Origin of the sequence: Pseudofrankia saprophytica (assembly GCF_000235425.2) — a bacterium.
Classification (GTDB): domain Bacteria; phylum Actinomycetota; class Actinomycetes; order Frankiales; family Frankiaceae; genus Pseudofrankia; species Pseudofrankia saprophytica.
Map to the genome: position 1 here is coordinate 85436 of NZ_KI912267.1, position 21768 is coordinate 107203.

Genomic DNA, 21768 nt, shown 5'->3' on the forward strand with positions numbered 1-21768 from the left:
CGGGAGTCCCTGTCAACGTCGCGCACCCGACGGCTGGCCACATGTGGTCCCGAAGCGGATAGGTTTCTGGCCGTGCGCGCACGACGAGGGGGCTCATCCGGGCTGTCCGGTATGTCCGGCGACGGCACGGTGTTCGGCATCGACCTCGGCACCACGTTCAGCTGCCTGGCCCGGGTCTCCCCCGCCGGCGAGGCAGAGATCGTGCCGCTGCTCGACGGCTCGATGACCCTGCCCAGCGTCGTGCTGTTCGTCGGCCCCGACGACTACATCACCGGCGAGACCGCCCGCCAGCTCTCCCGCGCGCGGCCGGACGACGTGTGCTCGCTGGTCAAGCGGAAGATGGGCGAGGGCGACTGGCGGTTCGTGCCGGCCACAGCGCCGCCGGGAACGGCCTGGTCCGCCCCGGCGATCAGCGGCCTCATCCTGGCGGCGCTGATCTCGGACGCGGAGCTCACCGGCGGCGAGCCGGTCCGCGACGTCGTCATCACCGTCCCGGCCTACTTCGGCGACGAGGAACGGCGGGCCACGGTGCTCGCCGGCGAGTACGCCGGGCTGAACGTCATCGACGTCATCAACGAGCCGACCGCCGCCGCGCTCTCCTATGGTTTCGCCCGTTTCGAGGTCGGCAACCGGCGCACCCTCGCGGGTCCCGGCGCCGCCGACGAGGAGGTCGCGCTCGTCTACGACCTGGGCGGTGGCACGTTCGACGTGACGATCGTCGAGCTCGCCGACCGCCGGGTCTCCGTCGTCGCGATCGACGGCGACCACCAGCTCGGCGGCGCCGACTGGGACGAGAAGCTGGTGCTGCACCTGGCGGACGCGTTCGCCGCCGCGCACCCGTCACTGCCCGACCTGCTCGACGACGGCGAGGCCACGCAGACGCTGACGCTCGCCGCCGAACGCGCCCGCCGCGAGCTCACCGACAGCACGGCCACGACCGCGCGGATCGAGCACGCCGGCGCGAAGCTCGACGTCGAGCTGACCCGCGCCGAGCTCGAGCGGCTGACCGGGGGCCTGCTCGACCGCACGATCACCCTCACGAAGGCCGCGGTCGAGGCCGCGCGGGCCCGCGGGGTGCGTGGCGTCGACCGGGTGCTGCTCGTCGGTGGCGCCTCGCGGATGCCGGCGGTGGGCCGGCGGCTGTCGGAGGAGTTCGGCGTCCCGGTCGAGCTCTCCGACCCCGACCTGGCGGTCGCGCGGGGTGCCGCCCTGTACGGCGAGAAGAAGGCGCTCGAACGCCTCGTCATCAACGACCTGGTGACCCGTGGCCAGCTGCCCGACGGCGCCGGCGTCGACGCCGCCGACCAGGCCGACCTGGAGGCCGCCTGCGGCCGGCTGGCCGAGGCGCTGGGCCTGCCCGCAGCGCGGGTTCGCCGCACCGTCGAGGTGCAGGTCGTCAACGTCATCTCGCGCGGCTTCGGGGTGCTCGCGCTCGACCGGTTCGGCGACCACGGCGCGGTCTTCCTGGTGCACCGCAACGACCGGCTGCCGGTGATCGTGCGCCGGCCGTTCGGCACGGTGCGCGACGACCAGGACGCCGTCACCGTCTACGTCGTCGAGCAGGCGGGCGGCACCGAGTCCCGCCGGATCGAGGACAACAAGATCATTGCCGCGGCCGAGATCATCGGCATCCCGCCGGGCTACCCCGCCGGCACCGAGATCGAGATCACTTTCCGGATGGGCTTCGACGGGATGCTGGAGGTCACCGCCCGGCACGAGGGGCTGGCCGACCAGCCGCTGACCGTGCGGGTGGAGACGTCCGCGGCGCTGAGCCAGGCCGACGTCGCCAGGGAACGCGAACAGGTCGCGCGGGCACGGCGCTCCAGGGATGCCGGCCGGGCCGCCAAGCCCGGCGAGAAGCCCGGCGGCAGCCCCGACCCCGGCGGCCCGGGGCCGGGCTTCGGGCGCGGCGGACTCGGCGGTCCGCCGACCGGATGGACCTGACCATGCGGCCGTTCGACGCCAACGACTACCGCAGCCGGGTGCTCGCGCCCATCCACGCCCGGGGCGGCGCGGAGCACAGTGACCCGTTCGAGATCTACGACATACCGCTGGAAGACGTCGCCGCCCTCGACGACGCGGCCGTCACCGCCCGGATCGACGAGGTCTGGGCGTTCTGGCAGCGCAGCCGCGACCATCCCCGCTACCGGGGCGTCGTGCTCGCCCTGCTGGCCCGGCACAGCGAGCTCACGGAGGCGCTGAGGACCCGCGCGGCCCGCACGGAGCTCGCCGCGCGGGTGGCCCAGGCCAGGGCGGAACGCGAGGACGGTCGGTTCGCCGCCGTGGACGCGGCCGTGGCGCGGCTCGTCGAGCGGTTCGGCGGGCTGCCCGAGGACAAGATCCCGGGCCTGCGGAAGATCGCCAGGGACGCCGGCCTCGGCGACGACGAGTTCGAGCGGCGCATCGCGCGCCACCGCCGGGTCGGGGCCGGCGCGGCCGAGCGCACCACCCGGCGGCCGGTGCCGCCGGAGGTGCTCCGCCAGGTCCGCTCGGACCTCGACGAGCTGGGCCGGATCGTCGGCGAGGACCCGCCGCGCAGCCTGTTCGAGCTGCTCGGCGTGCCCCCGGGCACCGACCGGGACGCGATCCGCGCGATGCGCGACGAGGCCCTCGCCCGCAACCGCGCCCGCCGGCCCGACCGGCGCCGCGCCCTGCTGGACGACCTGCTCGCCGCCGTGACCAACCTGCTCGTCGACGGCGACCCCGAGGCGTACCTCGACGGGCTCGCCGCGGCGGCGGCCGACCTGCTGCGGCCGCGGCTGGCGGCCGCGGTGCTGGTCGAGGACCGGCTGCTGCCGGCCGACGCCGCCGCGCTGGTCACAGCCGCGCAGGCTGAGGGGCTCGACCCAGCCCGGGCGGCCGCGGTCGTGCGGGCGCTTGCCCGCGAGGCCGGCGTCGACGACGCGGGCGTCGCCACTCCGGCCGACAGCCGGGACACCCGGCGGGCCGATTCCCGCGCGGGACCCCGCGCCGGCGCGCGAACGACGCCGCCCGTGCTCACGACGCCCTCCGTGCCCCCGGCGCGAGGCGGGTCGGACGACTGGACGGGCGCCGACCCGCCACCCGACTGGCGCGACGCGCTCACCCTGGCCCGGACGGCGCTGGCGGCCGGTACGCCGATCGCGGCCAGCGACCAGCTCGCGCGCGCCCTGGAGATCGCCGGCAGCGCGCTGCCGCCGATCCGCTCGCTCGGCGACGAGATCGAGACGGCCATCCGGCGTGCCGGCGAGCGATGGGCGGAGCTGGCCCGGGCCGTCGCGGACCGACGCCTGGCGCAGGCCAGGCGGCTGGCCGCCGACCTCGCCAGGACCGGGCGGGACGTACCCGGTCCCGACGGGGCGGAGCTCACCACCGTGACCGAGGCCATCGAAGCCGGCCACCGCCGCGCCGACGAGCTGCTCGCGTCCGCGGCCACGACCGCGCCGGCCGAACGCGCCGCCCTGGCGCTCGCGGCGCTCGACCTCGTCGCGGACTCCGCCGAGGCGCGTGACCTGCTCGCCGAGAACCTCGCCCCGCCGACGGCGCTGGTCGTCATCCGCGGCTCGGGCGCCGTCGAGATCCGGTGGGCGCCGTCCGCAACGCCCGCGGCGCGCTACCGGGTCACCCGCGTCGGCGCCGACGGCGCGACCCGCACCGTCGGCATGACCGAGGCGACCTTCATCGAGGACGGCGGGGTCCCGGCCGGCGCCGAGCTACCGGGCTACGAGGTCCGCGCCGGCGTCGGCGGTGCCTGGTCGCGACCCGCCGTCTGGCCGACCCCCACCGGCGCGGCCGACGACCGGTCGCCGGGCGCGCTGACCGAACAGACCGGGAGTACGTCCGGCACGGCTGGCACGTCCGGCGCCGCCGCCGGCGCGCCGCCTGAGGCCGCGGACGACGACCGGACCCAGCTGATCGCGCGCACGCCCGCCGACGCCCTGGAGCCGGCGCGTGACCTCGCCATCGTCGCGGGCAGGCTGCGGTGGACCTGGCCGGACGGCTGCACCGAGGTCATCGTGACCTGGCGCCAGGACGCCCCGCCCATCGCCGCGAACGACCCGGTGGCCCAGTCCCGCAAGGTCACCAACACCCGCTACGAGCTCGACGGCGGCTTCACCCTGCCCGCCACGCGCCCCCTGCACGTCGCCGTCTTCGGCTGCCTGCGCGACCCCGCCGGCCGCCTCGTCGTCGCCTCGACCGCCTCCCCCGACGCGCGCCGCCACCTCCCGGCCCGCGACCGCCTCTGACCCGTCGGTAGGGCTAGAGATCGAGCAGGGGGTCCAGGCCGACGGTGAGGCCGGGGCGGGTCGGGATCTGGCGGACGGCCAGCAGGACGCCTGGCATGAAGGACGTCCGGTCGAGGGAGTCGTGGCGGATGGTCAGGGTCTCGCCCGAGCCGCCGAGGAGAACCTCCTGATGGGCCACCAGGCCGCTGAGCCGGACCGCGTGTACCGGGACGCCGTCGACGGTGGCGCCGCGGGCGCCGTCCAGCGCGGTGGTGGTCGCGTCCGGCCCACCCGGGTGCAGACCCGCCTCGCGGCGGGCGGCGGCGACCAGCTCGGCGGTGCGCCGGGCGGTGCCGCTCGGCGCGTCGACCTTGTTCGGATGGTGCAGCTCGATGATCTCGACGGACTCGAAGAACCGGGCGGCCTGAGCGGCGAAACGCATCATGAGGACCGCCGCGATGCCGAAGTTCGGCGCCACCAGCACGCCGATCCCCGGGTTCGCCGCGAGCCAGCCCCGCACGGTCGCGAGGCGATCATCGTCGAACCCGGTGGTGCCGACCACCGCGTGCAGGCCGTTCTCCACGCACCAGCGCAGGTTGTCCATCACCGCGCCCGGGTGGGTGAAGTCGACGACCACCTCCGCCTTGGTCAGTGGCGAGCGGTCCTCGGCGGCGTCGACGGCGGCGACGAGCGCCAGGTCGTCGGCGGCCTCGACCGCCGCGCATACGGTCGCGCCCATCCGCCCGCGAGCCCCGAGCACACCCACATTGATCATTACCGGACCACCTGTCGCCCAGCGCGGGCGCATCCACGGGCCCGCCTCACCCCGTCAGCGTAGCGACCTGGCGGGGGAGCATCCGATCTTGCGCGCTAGGAGACCAGCGCGGTGAAGTCGTTGTCGTTCTTGAAGGGGCCGATGACGCCCAGGCCCCATGGCTGCGCGACGAGCTCGCCGGCGATCGCCTGGACCTCCTGGAGGGTCACCGCGTCCACCCGCTCGAGCACCTGGTCGACGGAGAGCAGCTCGCCGTGGACGAGCTCGCCCTTCCCAAGCCGGCTCATCCGCGAGCCGGTGTCCTCCAGCCCGAGGACGAGCGAGCCGCGGGTCTGGCCACGGGCCCGGTCGAGCTCGGCCGGGGTGATGCCGTGCTCCGCGATCCGGCGGACCTCGTCGCGGCAGATCTCCAGCACCTCGCGGGCCCGCTTGGGCGTGCAGCCGGCGTAAAGGCCGAACAGGCCGGCGTCGGCGAAGTGCGAGGCGAACGAGTAGACGGAGTAGGCGAGGCCCCGCTTCTCGCGCACCTCCTGGAACAGCCGCGAGCTCATGCCGCCGCCGAGCGCCGTCGAGAGCAGGCCGAGGGCGAACCGGCGCGGGTCCCGCCGGGACATCCCCGCGGTGCCGAGCACGACGTTGGCCTGCTCGGTCGGCCGGCGCGAGACCAGCAGACCGGGCTTGCCCGGGTAGCCGTAGGCGCCGCCGCGCGGCCCGGCGGCGTCCGCGGGGCCGGAGAGCTTCTCGGCGAACGCCTCGGCGACCAGCGCGAGCGTCCGGTCGTGGTCGATGTTGCCCGCGATCGCGACCACGAGGGCCGGCGGGGCGTAACGGGCGCGGTAGTAGTCGGCGATCGTGTCCCGGCCGAGCGACTCGATCGAGGCGATCGTGCCGAGCACCGGCCGGCCGAGCGACGACGAGCCGAGCACGGCCTCGGCGAAGACGTCGTGGACGACGTCGCCGGGGTCGTCCTCGTGCATGGCGATCTCCTCGAGGATCACGCCACGCTCGGCCTCGACGTCATCCGCGGTGATCAGCGAGTTCGCGACCATGTCGCACACGACGTCGATCGCCATCGGCAGGTCCTCGTCGAGGACCCGCGCGTAGTAGCAGGTGTACTCCTTGGCGGTGAAGGCGTTGAGGTCGCCGCCGACCGCCTCGACCGAGGCGCTGATGGCGAGCGCGTCCCGGCTCGGCGTGCCCTTGAACAGCAGATGCTCCAGGAAGTGCGAGCAGCCGGCCGTCGCCGGGTCCTCGTCTCGCGAGCCGACGCCCACCCAGATGCCCACCGCCGCGGACCGAACGCCGGGGATGTGCTCGGTAAGCACCCGCAGACCGCCGGGCAGGACCGTGCGCCGCACGGCCCCGGCCAGCAGCTGTTCGGTCGGCTGCCCGGAGAGCAGCGCCGCGGCCCGCGTGGGCGGGACCTGGGTCGTGTCGGTCTGCGTCACAGCCTCTACCTTGGTCACTCCGCTGGGTCCGGCGGGCCGTCCGCCCCTGCCGGCATGAGGATCATCCATCGAGCGAGCCCGACACGAAAGCAAAGCTCCTCATTCCGGGGGACATTCCGGAAGGAGAGGCGACATGGCCACCCGTGGCCGGTCCGCGGCTGCGGACCGGCGACGGGCAGGCGCACGGCGCGTCAATCTGTCACGCGCTGGCCGTGGCGTTCTCCTCGGCCGCGGGCGACAGGCTGATCTTGCCTCGGCTGTCGATCTCGGTGATCTCGACCTGCAGCTTCTGGCCGACGTTGAGCACGTCCTCGACCTTCTCGACCCGCTTGCCGCCGGAGAGCTGCTTGAGCTTGCTGACGTGCAGCAGCCCGTCCTTGCCCGGGGTGAGCGACACGAAGGCGCCGAAGTTCGTGATCTTCACGATCGTGCCGAGGTAGCGCTCGCCGATCTCGGGCATCTGCGGGTTGGCGATCGCGTTGATGGCACTGCGCGCCGTCTCCGCCGACGTACCGTCGGCCGCGCCGATGTAGATCGTGCCGTCGTCCTCGACGGTGATCTCGGCGCCGCTGTCGGCCTGGATCTGGTTGATCATCTTGCCCTTCGGGCCGATGACCTCGCCGATCTTGTCCACCGGGATCTTCACCGAGATGACCCGCGGGGCGTGCTCGGACATCTCGTCCGGCCCCTCGATGGCCTCGGCCATGACGTCCAGGATCGCGAACCGAGCGGCCCGGGCCTGCTGCAGCGCCCCCGCCAGCACGTTCGCCGGGATGCCGTCCAGCTTGGTGTCCAGCTGCAGCGCGGTGACGAAGTCCCGGGTGCCGGCGACCTTGAAGTCCATGTCGCCGTAGGCGTCCTCGGCCCCGAGGATGTCGGTCAGCGTGACGTAGCTGTCACCCTCGCGGATGAGGCCCATCGCGATGCCCGCGACCGGCGCCCGCAGCGGCACACCGGCGTTGAGCAGCGACAGCGTGCTCGCGCACACCGAGCCCATCGACGTCGAGCCGTTGGAGCTGAGCGCCTCGGAGACCTGGCGGATCGCGTAGGGGAACTCCTCGCGACTCGGCAGCACCGGCAGCAGCGCCCGCTCGGCGAGCGCGCCATGGCCGATCTCGCGGCGCTTCGGCGAGCCGACCCGACCGGTCTCGCCGGTCGAGTACGGCGGGAAGTTGTAGTTGTGCATGTAGCGCTTGGTGCGATCCGGGTTGAGCGTGTCGACGGTCTGCTCCATCCGGAGCATCGCCAGCGTGGTGACGCCCAGGATCTGGGTCTCGCCCCGCTCGAACAGCGCCGAGCCGTGCACCCGCGGCACGTAGTCGACCTCGGCCGACAGCGCGCGGATCTCGGTGGTGCTGCGGCCGTCGATGCGCAGGCCGTCCTCGACGACCCGCCTGCGGACCAGCTTCTTGGTCAGCGCGCGGTACGCCGCGCCGATCTCCTTGTCCCTGCCGTCGAACTGCGAGCCGACCTTCTCGACCGCGAGCGCCTTGACCCGGTCGAGCTCGTTCTCGCGCTCTTGCTTGCCGGCGATCCGCAGCGCCGCGGCGAGCTCGTCGCCGACGGCCGCGGTGAGCACCTCGAGCACGTCGTCGCCGTAGTCCAGGAACACCGGGTACTCGCGGACCGGCTTGGCCGCGGAGGCGGCCAGCTCGCGCTGGGCGCGGCACAGCTCGCGGATCGCGGGCTTGGCGGCCTCGAGGCCCGCCGCGACGATCTCCTCGGTCGGCGCCGGGGCGCCGCCCTCGACCAGCGCCACCGTGCCCGGCGTCGCCTCCGCCTCGACCATCATGATCGCGACGTCGGAGTCGTCCTCCAGGACGCGCCCGGCGACGACCATGTCGAAGGTCGCGCGGGCGAGCTCGGTGTGCGTCGGGAACGCCACCCACTGGCCGTCGACGTAGCCGACCCGGGTCGCGCCGACCGGGCCGGTGAACGGCAGGCCGGCGAGCAGCGTCGACGCGCTGGCCGCGTTGATCGCGACCACGTCGTAGAGCGTGTCCGGGTCGAGCGCGAGCACGGTCTCGACGACCTGGATCTCGTTGCGCAGGCCCTTGGCGAACGACGGGCGCAGCGGCCGGTCGATCAGCCGGCAGGTCAGGATCGCGTCCTCGCTGGGCCGGCCCTCGCGGCGGAAGAACGAGCCGGGAATGCGCCCGGCCGCGTACATCCGCTCCTCGACGTCGACCGTCAGCGGGAAGAAGTCCAGGTTCTCCTTGGGCTGCTTGCTGACCGTCGTTGCGGACAGCACCATCGTGTCGCCCAGGTAGGCGACCACGGAGCCCGCGGCCTGCTTGGCCAGCCGGCCGGTCTCGAACCGGATCGTCCGGGCGCCCAGCGGGGTGTTGACGACCGCCTCGGTCGCCGTTGTCGAGTCATCCACTCGTTTGTCCTCCATCCTCTTCGCCTGCCCGGTACGAGGCGTGGGGATGCCGGTGCTCAGTCGTCGCCCTCGGGATACCCGCTTCGGCCTGGTGGCCATGCGGGGCCCGGGAGTCACGACCGAGGACCGGCGACTCGCGCCGCCTCGAACCCGGTCAGGTCCTCCGCCACGTCGAGAGACCCTCCCTCGACGCCAGAGGGAGCGGCCCGATGGACCACTCCCTCTGCCCTGCTATCGGCGCAGACCCAGTCTTTCGATCAGCGCTCGGTACCGGCCGATGTCCGTCTTCTGCAGGTAGTTCAGCAGTCGACGGCGCCGCCCGACCAACAGGAGCAGGCCACGGCGGCTGTGGTGATCGTGCTTGTGCATCTTCAGGTGCTCGGTCAGGTCACTGATCCGTCGGGTCAGCATCGCGACCTGCACCTCGGGTGAGCCCGTGTCGTGCTCCACCGTCGCGTACTCGGTCATGATCTTTTGCTTCACGTCGCTGGAAAGCGGCACGATCCACCTTCATCTTTCGTGCGGGGTGGCGCGCTCGGGGTCTTGGTCACCCGAGCAGAGCGGAGTTCCAAGTGCTGTGGGTCCCTCGTGGATCCCTCGTACCGAAGATCCCAGTGTGAGATCCCAGTGCGAGACCCCCGCGAGGAGTCCCCAGCGCTGAGAACACACCACTCCCGTCTTGACTACGCAGCCTATCAACTCCGGGGAACCGACCTGCTACCCAGCATCCCCACCGAGCCCTGGCCGTGCCCTGGCCCGAGTCCTCGCCGAGCCCCGACCGGGCTCAGCGTCCCCGGCCGGGTCAGGTGGAGGTGGTCGCGGTGCGGGTGGCCTCGACGTCCAGGGCTATCTGGTCGACGAGCTCCGCGACCGAGTCGAACTGGAGCGTCGGGCGCAGCAGCGTGACGAACTCGAAGGCCATGTACTCGCCATACAGGTCTTCGTCGAAGTCCAGCAGGAAGGCCTCCACCCGCCGGTCGCGGCCGGCGAAGGTCGGGTTCGTCCCGATCGAGATGGCCGCCGGCTGGCGCCGGCCCCGCCAGCAGGCGAACCCCGCGTACACGCCGTCGGCCGGGATGGCGGCCCACGGTGTCACCTGCAGGTTCGCCGTCGGGTAGCCGATCGTGCGCCCGCGCGCGTCACCGTGCACGACGACGCCTTCGACGCGGTGCAGCCGGCCGAGGCCGTGGGCCGCGCCGGCGACGTCACCCTCGGCGACCTGCGTGCGGATGTGGGTCGAGGACACCACCACCGCACCCTCGGGCTCGTCCTCGCTCAGCAACGACACACTTTCGACCTCGAAGCCGAGCTCGGCGCCGGAGCGGACGAGCGTGTCCATCTTGCCGGCGGCCCGGTGGCCGTAGGTGAAGTTCTGGCCGACGACGACCGCCCTGGCGCGCAGCGTCTCGGCGAGGATCTTCGCGGCGAACTCGTCCGCGGTCACCTCACTGAACTCCAGCGTGAACGGCTGGACGCACAGCGCGTCGATGCCGATGGCGGCGAGCAGCTCGGCCTTGAACTCCAGCGTGGTCAGCAGCGCGGGATGGCTGCCGGGGCGCACGACCTCGGCGGGATGCGGGTCGAAGGTGAGCACCAGCGACGGCACTCCCAGCGCCCTGGCCCGCTCGACGGCGAGCCCGATGATCTTACGGTGCCCCAGGTGCACGCCGTCGAAGAAGCCGATCGTGACGACGCCACCACGCCAATCGACGGGTGTGTTGTCCAGCCCTCGCCACCACCGCACGTCCGAAGCCTAGGGCATGCCCGCCCCAAGCCTTCGCGGGTGGGACGAACGCCATGATCACTTTCTGTCGCCACCGGCGTGGTTCACCACGCTGGTCAGACCCCCACTCAACATCGCCTCGGTCAAGGTCGACGCGTAGCCCCACAGCGCCACAAGGAAGATCGCCAGGACTGACCCGAAATCCGAACTCCGGGCCCTCGCAAGTTCGGATTTGAGCACAGTCCTGGCGATCTCCAACGGAAGAGACCGGGCGGATGCGGCCGGGAACCGCGCTCGGTGGATTCAGTGCGGTGAGCGATCTGCCACCGTCGATGCTTGCGGCGCGGGCGAGCGCGAGGGTGTCGAGCAGTCCTGCCGGCCCGGCTGCCCGTCGCGGAGCGGCACGGCCGCGACCTCAAGGATCGCTTGGATCCAGTCGGAGACTCGGGCCTGAACAGGCATCGACCCGACAGGGCCATCTGGCGACCGAGCCTGGGTCACCAAGGCAACACAGTCGAAGTCGGGACGAGGCGTGCGGCGTGCCTGTCTACGTGCCAGTACGCTCCCTGCGTGCCTACAGGTGATCTCCCAGACACAGGGCGGCATGTCCGGCCTGATGCGAATGGCGAGATGGCCTACTCGACATACAGGCTCGACGATGTCTGCGAAATAATCATGGGCCAAGCCCCTCGGGGAGAGGCCTACAATACGGAACTCGAGGGCTGGCCGCTGATCGCCGGCCCCGGCGATTTCGGGCTCGTCCGCCCCTCGCCGAAGAAGTTCACCAGGAAGGCGTCGAAGATCTCACGGCCCGGCGATGTGATCGTCGGGATTCGAGCATCGATCGGGTCCAGGGTTCTGGCCGACGGCGAGTACTGCCTTGGACGGGGTGTAGCCGCCCTGCGACCGCTCCCCGGCCTCCACTCCCAGTTTCTCTGGCACTGGCTGGGCCATAGCGCGGCGATGCTGGCCAGCAAGGGAAGAGGGGCCACGTTCAAGCAGCTCAGCCGGGAAGACATAGGCGAGCTGGAGATTTCCCTGCCCTCGGTCGAGGAACAGGACCGGCGCGCGAAGATCCTCGATCAGGCGGAAATACTGCTGGCACGGCGGCAGGAGGCGATCACTCTCTTCGACGACCTCGCGGCGGCAACCTTCATCGACATGTTCGGTGACCCGGCGTCAAACCCGCATGATTGGAACTCGTCGACCATCGGGCACGTCGCGGAGCAGGTGACCGACGGGGAGCATCTCACTCCGCGGAGAGAAGCGGAAGGAATCAAGCTGCTGTCCGCCCGCAACGTCCGAGACGGGTACATCGACTTCTCGAACGTCGACCACATCGGGCCCGAGGAGCACGCGCGAATCAGGCGGCGCTGCGATCCCCGCCGAGGGGATGTCTTGATATCCTGCTCGGGAACCATCGGCCGAGTGGCTCCGGTGGAGACAGACGAGCCCTTCTCCCTAGTTCGTAGCGCCGCACTGGTGAGACCGAGAATGTCTCTCGTCACGACGGACTACCTAGCCGGCTATCTCCGGACTCCGGCACTCAGGGCTCGCATGTTGCGGGCGGCACGGTCGTCGAGTCATGCGAATCTCTTTCAGGGTCCGCTGAGAAATCTTCCCGTTCTTTGCCCACCCATCGGGCTACAGGTCGAGTTCGGGCTGAGGATTCGAAGCATCGCACGTCTGCGGGGCGCCCACACCGCCCATCTCGCCAAACTCGAGGATCTCTTTTCCGCTCTCAGGTACCGCGCGTTCGAGGGAAAGCTGTAGAAGGGCAGTAGGGTAGACTCCAGCAGTCGATCACAGGCCGACATCGACAACGCGGAGCGGACGGATCGTGATCATCTACGCCATGACCTGACGGACTGAGGTTGGCGCGTCTGTGTGCCGGTAGGCTCCCTTCGTGCTTACAGGTGATCTACGAAGCAAGATCGATCGGGTCTGGGACGCGTTCTGGTCGGGTGGGATCTCCAACCCGCTGGAGGTCATCGAACAGATCACCTACCTGATGTTCATCCGCCGGCTCGACGACCTTGAGACTGGCAAGGAGAACCGGGCGAAGCGCACCAAGCGGCCCGCGGAGAACCTGCTGTACGCCGCGGAGGCGCAGGAGCTGCGCTGGAAGAACCTCAAGGCGCAGGGCAGCCCCGAGGCGACGTTCGCGCTGGTACGGGACAAGATCTTCCCCTGGCTGCGCCAGCTCGGCGGCGAGGGGTCGACCTACGCGCTGCACATGCGCGACGCCCGGTTCACGATCCCGACAGCGAACCTGCTGAGCAAGGTCATCGACATGCTCGACGAGGTCCTCGGCGACCAGCAACTGTTCGACGAGCGTGACACCAAGGGCGACCTCTACGAGTACATGCTCAGCAAAATCGCCACCGCTGGACAGAACGGCCAGTTCCGCACGCCGCGACACATCATCGAACTGATGGTGGCGATGACCGCTCCTGGACCCGGCGACACGATCTGCGACCCGGCCTGCGGCACCGCGGGCTTCCTCGTCGCAAGCGCGGCCTACCTGCAGCGGACCCACGGCGACTCGCTGCTCGACCCGGCCACCCGTCGGCACTACGACCACGAGATGTTCCACGGCTTCGACTTCGACGGCACGATGCTCCGGATAGGCAGCATGAACATGCTGCTACACGAGGTCGAGCAGCCCGACATCCGCTACCGCGACTCGCTCGCCCAGAGCGCCGCCGGGGAGGCCGGCAAGTACTCGCTGATCCTCGCCAACCCGCCGTTCGCCGGCAGCCTCGACAATGAGACGACCGCCAAGGACCTGCTCGCCGTCGTCAGGACCAGGAAGACCGAGCTGCTGTTCATCGCGCTGTTCCTGCGGCTGCTCAGGCCGGGCGGCCGGGCAGCGGTCATCGTGCCGGACGGCGTGCTCTTCGGCTCGACGAAGGCGCACAAAGACCTGCGGAAGATCCTCATCGAGGAACACAAGCTCGACGCGGTGGTCAAGCTACCTGGCGGCGTCTTCAAGCCGTACGCCGGAGTCTCGACCGCGATCCTGTTCTTCACTCGGACGGACAGCGGTGGCACCGACGACGTCTGGTTCTACGAGGTGACCGCCGACGGCTGGAGCCTCGACGACAAGCGCGCCCCGCTGTTGCCGGACGAGAAGCTCGGCGCGCTCCCCGCCGTCCCGCTGGACGAGGCCGAGCACGCGAAGAACAACCTGCCCGACGTTCTCCAGCGCTGGGGCAAGCGGATGGGCAGCGAACGCAAGCGCGCCCGCACCGACCAGAGCTTCTGCGTCCCCAAAGCCGACATCGCCGCCAATGCCTACGACCTAAGCCTCAGCCGCTACAAGGAAATCATCCACGCCGAGGTCGAGCACCGCCCACCGCTGGCGATTCTCGAGGACTTGGAACGCCTCGAGGCCGAGATCCAGCAGGGCATGTCAGAGTTGAAGGGCCTGCTGGGATGACCGCCGCGTGGGACCTGGTGCCATTCGAGTCGGCAGTCACGGACATCTCGTCGAAGGGTCCGACCGTCGCGCAGTCGGAATATTTGCGGTCCGGCACCTTCCCAATCGTCGATCAAGGAAAGAAGCCCGTGGCGGGGTTCACCGACAATCCCGCACTGCTACACGGTGCCAAATCTCCAGCGATCATATTCGGTGATCACACCAGGATTTTCAAGTATGTGGACTTCCCGTTCTGCGTGGGCGCCCAGGGCGTGAAGGTCCTCCAGCCCGCGGACGGTTTCGAGCCTCGATTTCTCTTTCATTATCTGCGGCAGCTCAAGATTCCCGCTTCGGGGTACTCGCGGCACTTCAAGGTCCTTCGCGAGTTCGGCATAGTTCGACCGCCGACGGAGGTCCAACACCACATCGCGGACGTCCTGGACCGAGCGGACTCGCTTCGTGCCCGGCGACGGGAGGCGATCGGGTGGCTCAACGAGCTTGCCCAGTCGATCTTCATCGAGATCTTCGGTGACCCGGCATCAAATCCTGGCGGGTGGCCCGTCCAACAGATCAGCGATCTCACGGATTCCGTCACGTACGGGACCAGTGAGCGCGCGGACATTGTTGGCGAACTTCCCGTCCTACGCATGGGAAACCTGACCACGACCGGCGAGGTTGATCTCGGCGACCTGAAGTTCCTCCCGCGCGCCGCTACCCCCGACAAGCACATCGTCCGCCGCGGGGACATCCTTTTCAATCGTACGAACAGCCCCGATCTGGTCGGCAAGACCGCACTCTACCGAGGTGACGAGCCACTCGCCTACGCCGGCTATCTAATACGGGTCCGTACCAACGGCCTAGCCGACGCCGAGTATGTCGCCGCTTTCCTGAACACCCCGTACGCGAAGCGCGTTCTTCGCGGAATGTGCAAGACCATAATCGGCATGGCGAACATCAACGCCAAGCAGCTTCAGTCGATCAACATACCAGTCCCCCCACTTGATCGACAACGCAGGTTCGCGCGCACCATTCAGGAGATCGTCAAGCTGAGGGCAACGCAGCGCGGACATCTCGCCGAACTCGACAAACTTTTCGCGTCCCTCCAGCACCGAGCCTTCCGGGGTGAGCTGTAGGATAACGCTCGTTTAGCGCTATCCGGGGGTGGGCGTGGGCAACTTCGGCTTTCTGCAGGCAGAGTGGCCGGACCTGTGCAAGGAGGCGGGGCAGGCCGAGCGGAACGCGCTGGTGGACCCACGGGCGGCGTGCTTCTATGCGCGGCGAACGCTGGAGCTGGCGATTCACTGGCTGTACGACGTGGACACTTCGCTGAAGCCGCCGTACAAGGACCAGCTGGCCGCGCTGATCGCCGAGCCGACGATGGTGACGCTGGTCGGGCAGACACGCCGGATCAAGATGGACGCGATCCGCAAGCAGGGCAACGTGGCCGTCCACCACAAGACGCCGGTCGCCGAGAACGATGCCCTCCGGTCGCTGACCGAGCTGTTCCACATCCTGTACTGGATCGCCCGCACCTACACCCGCGACCCGGCGAATCTACCGGCCGACAGGCTGGGCTTCGAACGGAACCTGCTTCCCCGCCCGGTCGACGTCCGCCAGCAGACGATGGCCGCGCTGAAGAAGCAGGAGGCGCAGTTCCTCGCCCAGCAGGCCGCGCAGGCGGAGAAGCTGGCCGAGGAGCGGGAGCGCAATGCGCAGCTCGCCGCCAGGATCGAGCAGCTGCGTGCCGAGCTCGCCGTGGCCAAGGCGGCGAACACGGCCCGGCCGGACACCCACGACTACAACGAGGCCGATACCCGGGCGTACATCGTCGACCTGCTGCTCAAGGAGGCCGGCTGGCCACTCGACAAGGCGCAGGACCGCGAGTTCCCCGTCACCGGGATGCCCATCACCGCCAGCAACAAGAGCGGCAACGGCAAGGTCGACTACGTGCTGTGGGACGACGACGGCAAGCCCCTCGCGCTCATCGAGGCCAAGCGGACCACCAAGGACGCGATCACCGGCCAGCACCAGGCGAAGCTGTACGCCGACTGTCTGGAGAAGAGTCACGGCCAACGCCCGGTCATCTTCTACACGAACGGCTATACGACCTGGCTGTGGGACGACTATCCCGTCGCCGGCTACGCACCGCGCGAGGTCCAGGGCTTCTACACCAAGGATGAGCTGCGCTTACTCGTCCTGCGGCGGGCGATGCGCAGGCCGCTCGCCGCCGAGTCGATCAACGACGACATCGTGAACCGGGCGTACCAGTCACGGGCGATCCGCCGGATCGGCGAGGCGTTCGAGGAGAAGCAGCGCGGCGCGTTGCTGGTCATGGCGACCGGCGCCGGCAAGACCCGCACGGTGGTCGCCCTGGTGGACCAGCTCGCCCGGGCCAACTGGGTGAAGCGGGTGCTCTTCCTCGCCGACCGGCAGGCGCTCGTCAGGCAGGCCACGAACGCCTTCAAGGCGCACCTGCCGGGCATGCCGGTCGTCAACCTGCTGGAGGAGAAGAACGAGACCGCCCAGGTCTACGTCAGCACCTACCCGACGATGATGAACCTGATCGACGAGGTGGATGCCGGCGGGCGGCGCCGGTTCGGACCCGGCTACTTCGACCTGGTGGTCGTCGACGAGGCGCACCGGTCGATCTTCCAGAAGTACCGGTCGATCTTCGACTACTTCGACTCCCTGATCGTCGGCCTGACCGCCACCCCGCGCGGCGAGATCCACCGCAACACCTACGAGCTGTTCGGCCTGGAGGACCGGGTGCCCACGGATGTCTACGACCTTACGGAGGCCGTCCAGGACGGTTACCTCGCGCCGCCGCGGGCCGTCGATGTGCCGTTGAAGTTCCAGCGGCACGGCATCCGCTACGACGAGCTGTCCGAGGACGACAAGGAGAAGTGGGACGCCGCCGAGTGGAGCGAGGACGGCTCCGTCCCGTACGAGGTGCGCTCCGACGAGCTCAACACGTTCCTGTTCAACGCGGACACCGTCGACAAGGCCATTGAGGTCCTGATGACGCGAGGCCTGCGGGTCGCGGCCGGCGACCGCCCGGGAAAGACGATCATCTTCGCGAAGAACCAGGCCCACGCGAACTTCATCGCCGAGCGGTTCGACAAGAACTATCCCGAACACCAGGGCGAGCTCGCCCGGGTGATCACCTACCAGACGTCCTACGCCCAGGACCTGATCGACAAGTTCTCCGACCCGGAGAAGGCGCCGCACATCGCGATCTCGGTCGACATGCTCGACACCGGCATCGACGTGCCCGAGGTCGTCAACCTGGTGTTCTTCAAGCTGATCCGCTCGAAGATCAAGTTCGCACAGATGATCGGCCGGGGCACCCGGCTGTGCGCCGACCTGTTCGGCCCGGGCCGAGACAAGAACGAGTTCCTCGTCTTCGACCTCTGCCAGAACGTCGAGTACTTCAACCAGAACATGGCCATCGAGGAGCGCACGCCGGCGCCCTCGCTCGGCCAGCGCATCTTCCAGCGCCGCGCAGACGTGTTGCTGCACCTGGACGACCGGCTCGCCCACGCCGGCACAACTCCCGACGGCACCGGGCCAGCCTCGGCAGACCCCAGCGCCAGTAACCCCGATGACGTGGTCAGCGGCGAGGCCGAGCTGCGGGCAGATCTCGCCCGCCGGCTGCGCGACCAGGTGACCGGGATGAACCCGGAGAACTTCCTGGTCCGCCCGCACCGCGAGCAGGTCGACACCTACTCCGCCGCCAACAGCTGGAAGAAGATCACATCGGCGGAGCACGGCGACCTGGAGAAGCTGGCCGGACTGCCGAGCGCCTACCAGGACGACCCGGCCGGCGAGGAGGCCAAGCGCTTCGACCTGCTGATCCTGCGCCTCCAGCTGGCCTGCCTCGGCGCGGAGGCCGGGTTCGCCACGATGCGCGCGCGGGTCCAGGAGATCGCCGCCGCGCTGCTCACCCAGACCACCATCCCCGCGGTCCGCGACCAGGCCGAGTTCCTCGACGAGCTGACCACGGGCACCTGGTGGCAGAACGTCACCCTGCCGATGCTGGAGAACGTCCGCCATCGCGTGCGTACCCTCGTCCGGCTGATCGAGAAATCCAAGCGCAACATCGTCTACACCGACTTCGAGGACGAGCTTGGGGAGATCGGCGAGCTTGCCCTCACCTGGCAGCCGCGCGGGGACGACTTCGAGAAGAAGATCCGCACCTACCTGCGCAGCCACGAGGACCAGCTCGCCATCCAGAAGCTGCGCCGCAACCTCCAGATCACGACGGTCGACCTCGGCGAGCTGGAAAAAGTGTTCCTGGAGACTGGCCTCGGCAACGATGAGGACATCGAACAGGCGAAGACCAGGCATCACGGCCTCGGCCTGTTCCTGCGTTCGCTCACCGGCCTCGACCGTGAAGTCGCCACCCGGGCGTTCGACCGCTTCCAGGCAGGCCGCGCCCTGACCGCCAACCAGCTTCACTTCCTCGGCAAGATCGTCGAAGTTCTCACGGCTCGTGGTCTGCTTGAGGTCGGCGACCTCTACGAACCCCCGTTCCGGCAGCTCTCGCCGAGCGGGCCGGAAAGGTTCTTCACGGAATCGGACATCGACACGCTCGACACGATCTTCGAGGAGATCCGGGGCACCGCTACTCCGCGGTCGGAGGCGGCCTAGCGGAAGCCGCCGGCGGCGACGCGCGTCGCTTCAGGCGTCGGCGTCGGTCAGCCGGCCGGGGCGAAGACGACCAGGTAGCGGCACTCGCCGGCGTGGTCCTCGGCGAGAGCGAGAGCGGTGCCATCGGCGGCGAGGACGCCGTAGGGGCCGACGAGGCCGGCGGCGGGCAGGCGGCGGCCGTGGGCCACCGCGGCCGCCTGGGAGGCATCCACCCGCCGGACGGGGAAGGCGGTGGCCACGGCGTCGGCGAGCGGCGTCACGGCCGCGGCGGCACGCTCGGCGAAGGCGTCCATGCCGAGCGCCTCCGTGACCGCGAACGGACCGACCGAGGTACGCCGCAGCGCGGTCAGGTGGCCGCCGCAGCCGAGCGCCGCTCCCAGGTCACGCGCGATCGCCCGAATGTAGGTGCCGCTGGAGCAGGCGACCCGGACGGCGAGGTCGGTGCCGGCCGGGTCGGGCGCGCCGGTGGCACGGTCGAGGCGCTCGCGCAGCTCGAAGGCGCTGATCGTGACCCGGCGGGCGGCGAGCACGACGTCCTCGCCGGAGCGGACGCGGGCATAGGCCCGTTTCCCGTCGACCTTCACGGCGCTGACACTGGACGGGACCTGGTCGATGGCACCGGTCAGCGCCGCCATGGCGGCGGCGAGCCTCTCGGGCGCGGCATCCACCGGGCGCTCGTCGAGCACCTCGCCCTCGGCGTCGTCGGTGACCGTGGTGGCGCCGAGACGGATGACCGCCTCGTACTCCTTGCTGGTGAGCGCGAGGTGCCCGAGCAGCTTCGTCGCGCGCCCGACGCCGAGCAGCAGGACCCCGGTCGCCATCGGGTCCAGGGTGCCGGCGTGGCCGATCTTGCGGGTGCGCAGGATCCGCCGTGCCCTGGCGACGACGTCGTGCGAGGTCCAGCCCTGGGGCTTGTCGAGGACGACCAGCCCATCGAGCACGGCCCGGCTGGTCCCGGGCGACGCGGAGTGGGAGGCCTCGGCCGCGGTGGAGGCGGCGGTGGGCGTCGTCGGCAGGGTCATCTGGGCTCCGTTCACACCGGCGGCAGGTCGGACAGCCGCGTGACGCGGGTGGTGCTCCAGCCCAGTGGGCCCACGCCACTGTGGCCCGAGGCCACCCGGCGCACCTGGTTCAGGATCCCTCCGACGATCTCGCCGACGCGCCGCTCCTCATCGGACCGCTCATCGGGCTCCGCGCCCGGCCGGCCGTCGCTCGGCCGGCCATGGGCCGCGTCGCCCTCCTCGGGCCCGCCGACGAGGAATCCGGCCTTCTCGCGGTGTCCGCCGCCGCCGAGCTCCGCGGCGAGGGCACCGACGTCGATCAGCCCGCGCGAGCGCAGCGAGACGGTCCAGCCGCCGCCGGGAAGCTCCTTGGCCACCGCGGCGAGATCCGCTTCCAGCACACCCCACAGCACGTCGACGACGCCCTCGACGTGCTCCAGCCGCAGCCCGCGCTGGGTGAGGTCCGCGGCGGTGATGTAGGTCCACGCCAGCCGGTGCCCCGGGGCGTCGGAGGACTCCGAGAGGCCGGCGCGGCCGAGCACCTCGGCGAGCAGGCCCAGGTAGCCGAACCGGTGGATGCCCCACACCGACCAGCCGATCACGGTCGGGTCGGCACCGGCCTCCACCAGCCGGGCGGCGGCCCGGTGCGCGGCGGGGCTTGCCGTCGCCTGCCGGAACGAGCCGGTGTCGGTCGCGAGCCCGGCGTAGAGCGCGGTCGCGACGAGTGCGTCCAGCGGCAGCCCGAGCCGGTCGAGCAGCTCCAGCACGACCGTCGACGTCGACGGCGCATCCGGGTCGACGAGCCTGACCTGCCCGAACTCGGCGCTGGAGCGATGGTGATCGACGACGAGGGAGCGCGGGGCGGCCGTCATCCGGGCCGCGAGCACGCCCAGCATGTGCGGCGCCGCGGCGTCGAGGGTGACGACCAGATCGAGGTCGCCCGGGAGATCCGCGGGCGCCGCCAGCAGCTCCCGCCCCGGCAGGAAGGCCAGGCCGTCGGGCACTCGGAACGGGTCGGCGTCGAACGAGACGACGACGTCCGCTCCGGCCTCCCGCAGCGCGAGCCCCAGCGCGAGTGCCGAGCCGAGGGTGTCGGAGTCCGGGTTGGCGTGAGCGAACAGCCCGACGGCCCAGCCGTCGGCGACGGCCTGCCGCAGCAGGCCAGCCGCGTCGGGGCTCATCGCCCGACGCCTCCCACGGGTCGTTCCTGGCCCGCCTCGCCTCCGAGACCGTTGTCATCGTCCGCGAGGTCGTCGGCGTCGGCGAGGTCCCCGGCGCCGGCGTCGTCCAGGCCCTTGACGACGCCACGGTCGTCGATGTCGTCAAAGTCGTCGACGTCCTCGAAGTCCTCGAGATCGTCGTCGTCCTCGATCACGCGTGGGTGCCGGTACGGGTCAGGGTCGCCCGCCGGGCTCGCGCCCTCGCGGACGGAGGCGACCTGGGCGTCCCTGGCCTTGGCGACCTCGAGCAGAGCGTTGAGGTGCTGGGCGTCGTCGGGCAGCCGGTCGTGCACGAAGGTCAGCGTCGGCGTCGACTTCACGCCGGTCGCCTTGCCCACCTGGGAGCGCAGCAGGCCCTTCGCCGACTCCAGTGCGCGCGCCGACGAGGCGCGGGCCTCGTCGTCGCCGTAGACCGTGTAGAAGACGGTCGCCTCCATCAGGTCCGGGGTCACCCGGGCGTCCGTGATGGTCACCATCCCCAGCCGGGGATCCTTGACGCCACGCTCCAGCGCGGCAGCGACGACCTCCCGGACTCGCACCGCCAGCCGACGCGCGCGGGCGGGGTCAGCCATCGTTCAACACCTCCATGCCCCTTCAGGCCCGGTACGGGGCCTCCCGGGGCGCCTCGTCGACGTCGTCCTCGGCGAGAAGACGACGGCGCGACTCCAGAATCTCCAGCTCCGGGTGTTCGGCGACCAGACGCTCACAGCCGTCGAGCACGTCGACGCAGAAGCCCCTGTCCGCGGCCACGACCGCGATGCCGATCTTCACCCGCCGGTGCAGGTCGTGGTGGTCCACCTCGGCCACGCTCACCGGGAACCGCTTGCGCAACTCGGCCACGACCGGCCGCACGAGCGACCGTTTCTCCTTCAGCGAGTGGACGTCACCAAACACCCCGTCCACGCTGAGCAGACCTATCCACATGTATGTCTTTGTCCTGCT

General features: G+C 70.5%; 15 protein-coding genes. 6 read left to right on the forward strand and 9 right to left on the reverse strand.

The window, feature by feature from the left end:
• Positions 1–111: 111 nt before the first annotated feature.
• Positions 112–1944 (forward strand): Hsp70 family protein, encoded by a 1833-nt coding sequence (locus tag FRCN3DRAFT_RS0234900; protein ID WP_007513435.1) that lies wholly within the window; start codon positions 112–114, stop codon positions 1942–1944.
• 2 nt (positions 1945–1946) lie between these two features.
• Positions 1947–4226 carry a hypothetical protein gene (locus FRCN3DRAFT_RS0234905; protein WP_007513437.1) on the forward strand — a complete coding sequence of 760 codons (2280 nt, stop codon included), beginning with the start codon at positions 1947–1949 and terminating at the stop codon, positions 4224–4226.
• A gap of 13 nt (positions 4227–4239) precedes the next feature.
• On the opposite strand, the gene dapB is transcribed toward FRCN3DRAFT_RS0234905, so the two are convergent.
• From dapB to FRCN3DRAFT_RS0234930, 5 genes are all read right to left on the reverse strand, one after another.
• On the reverse strand, positions 4240–4980 hold the full coding sequence (dapB, locus tag FRCN3DRAFT_RS0234910; protein WP_007513439.1) for a 4-hydroxy-tetrahydrodipicolinate reductase: 741 nt from the start codon (positions 4978–4980) through the stop codon (positions 4240–4242).
• 95 nt (positions 4981–5075) lie between these two features.
• The gene (locus FRCN3DRAFT_RS0234915; RefSeq protein ID WP_035931080.1) at positions 5076–6428 is read right to left on the reverse strand and encodes a M16 family metallopeptidase; all 1353 of its coding nucleotides are present in this window, start codon (positions 6426–6428) and stop codon (positions 5076–5078) included.
• Positions 6429–6627: 199 nt separating this feature from the next.
• Entirely contained in the window at positions 6628–8811 is a 2184-nt protein-coding gene (locus FRCN3DRAFT_RS0234920; protein WP_007513442.1) for a polyribonucleotide nucleotidyltransferase, read from the reverse strand.
• Between the two features lie 231 nt (positions 8812–9042).
• Complete coding sequence (gene rpsO, locus FRCN3DRAFT_RS0234925; protein WP_007513444.1) at positions 9043–9312, reverse strand: 30S ribosomal protein S15; 270 nt, start codon at positions 9310–9312, stop codon at positions 9043–9045.
• 301 nt (positions 9313–9613) lie between these two features.
• Positions 9614–10555 carry a bifunctional riboflavin kinase/FAD synthetase gene (locus FRCN3DRAFT_RS0234930; protein ID WP_007513447.1) on the reverse strand — a complete coding sequence of 314 codons (942 nt, stop codon included), beginning with the start codon at positions 10553–10555 and terminating at the stop codon, positions 9614–9616.
• Positions 10556–11164: 609 nt separating this feature from the next.
• Between FRCN3DRAFT_RS0234930 and FRCN3DRAFT_RS47695 the strand changes: the two genes are divergently transcribed.
• The 4 genes from FRCN3DRAFT_RS47695 (at position 11165) to FRCN3DRAFT_RS0234955 (ending at position 18605) form a co-directional block, all read left to right on the forward strand.
• Complete coding sequence (locus tag FRCN3DRAFT_RS47695; RefSeq protein WP_007513448.1) at positions 11165–12307, forward strand: restriction endonuclease subunit S; 1143 nt, start codon at positions 11165–11167, stop codon at positions 12305–12307.
• A 133-nt stretch (positions 12308–12440) separates the two neighbouring features.
• Complete coding sequence (locus tag FRCN3DRAFT_RS0234945; protein ID WP_007513450.1) at positions 12441–13976, forward strand: type I restriction-modification system subunit M; 1536 nt, start codon at positions 12441–12443, stop codon at positions 13974–13976.
• A complete protein-coding gene (locus FRCN3DRAFT_RS47700) occupies positions 13973–15088 on the forward strand; it encodes a restriction endonuclease subunit S (RefSeq protein ID WP_007513452.1) in 1116 nt (371 codons plus the stop codon). The genes FRCN3DRAFT_RS0234945 and FRCN3DRAFT_RS47700 overlap by 4 nt, the downstream gene beginning before the upstream one ends.
• A 34-nt stretch (positions 15089–15122) precedes the next feature.
• The gene (locus FRCN3DRAFT_RS0234955; RefSeq protein WP_007513454.1) at positions 15123–18605 is read left to right on the forward strand and encodes a DEAD/DEAH box helicase family protein; all 3483 of its coding nucleotides are present in this window, start codon (positions 15123–15125) and stop codon (positions 18603–18605) included.
• A gap of 47 nt (positions 18606–18652) precedes the next feature.
• Here the strand turns inward: FRCN3DRAFT_RS0234955 and truB are convergent, their stop codons facing one another.
• The 4 genes from truB to FRCN3DRAFT_RS0234975 are packed head-to-tail and all read right to left on the reverse strand — an operon-like array spanning position 18653 to position 21750.
• Positions 18653–19627 carry a tRNA pseudouridine(55) synthase TruB gene (gene truB / locus FRCN3DRAFT_RS0234960; RefSeq protein ID WP_007513456.1) on the reverse strand — a complete coding sequence of 325 codons (975 nt, stop codon included), beginning with the start codon at positions 19625–19627 and terminating at the stop codon, positions 18653–18655.
• A gap of 11 nt (positions 19628–19638) precedes the next feature.
• The gene (locus tag FRCN3DRAFT_RS0234965) at positions 19639–20787 is read right to left on the reverse strand and encodes a DHH family phosphoesterase (RefSeq protein ID WP_007513457.1); all 1149 of its coding nucleotides are present in this window, start codon (positions 20785–20787) and stop codon (positions 19639–19641) included.
• A complete protein-coding gene (gene rbfA, locus FRCN3DRAFT_RS47705; protein ID WP_007513460.1) occupies positions 20784–21398 on the reverse strand; it encodes a 30S ribosome-binding factor RbfA in 615 nt (204 codons plus the stop codon). The genes FRCN3DRAFT_RS0234965 and rbfA overlap by 4 nt, the downstream gene beginning before the upstream one ends.
• Positions 21399–21420: 22 nt before the next feature.
• Positions 21421–21750, reverse strand: a complete 330-nt coding sequence (locus FRCN3DRAFT_RS0234975; RefSeq protein WP_007513462.1) for a DUF503 domain-containing protein — start codon at positions 21748–21750, stop codon at positions 21421–21423.
• Positions 21751–21768: the final 18 nt, after the last annotated feature.

Excerpts from the sequence above, each read along its gene's own strand:
- FRCN3DRAFT_RS47700 (WP_007513452.1), top strand. The coding sequence starts at position 13,973 with ATGACCGCCGCGTGGGACCTGGTGCCATTCGAGTCGGCAGTCACGGAC.
- truB (WP_007513456.1), bottom strand. The coding sequence starts at position 19,627 with ATGACCCTGCCGACGACGCCCACCGCCGCCTCCACCGCGGCCGAGGCC.
- rbfA (WP_007513460.1), bottom strand. The coding sequence starts at position 21,398 with ATGGCTGACCCCGCCCGCGCGCGTCGGCTGGCGGTGCGAGTCCGGGAG.
- FRCN3DRAFT_RS0234905 (WP_007513437.1), top strand. The coding sequence starts at position 1,947 with ATGCGGCCGTTCGACGCCAACGACTACCGCAGCCGGGTGCTCGCGCCC.
- FRCN3DRAFT_RS0234965 (WP_007513457.1), bottom strand. The coding sequence starts at position 20,787 with ATGAGCCCCGACGCGGCTGGCCTGCTGCGGCAGGCCGTCGCCGACGGC.
- dapB (WP_007513439.1), bottom strand. The coding sequence starts at position 4,980 with ATGATCAATGTGGGTGTGCTCGGGGCTCGCGGGCGGATGGGCGCGACC.
- FRCN3DRAFT_RS0234975 (WP_007513462.1), bottom strand. The coding sequence starts at position 21,750 with ATGTGGATAGGTCTGCTCAGCGTGGACGGGGTGTTTGGTGACGTCCAC.
- FRCN3DRAFT_RS0234900 (WP_007513435.1), top strand. The coding sequence starts at position 112 with ATGTCCGGCGACGGCACGGTGTTCGGCATCGACCTCGGCACCACGTTC.
- FRCN3DRAFT_RS47695 (WP_007513448.1), top strand. The coding sequence starts at position 11,165 with ATGGCCTACTCGACATACAGGCTCGACGATGTCTGCGAAATAATCATG.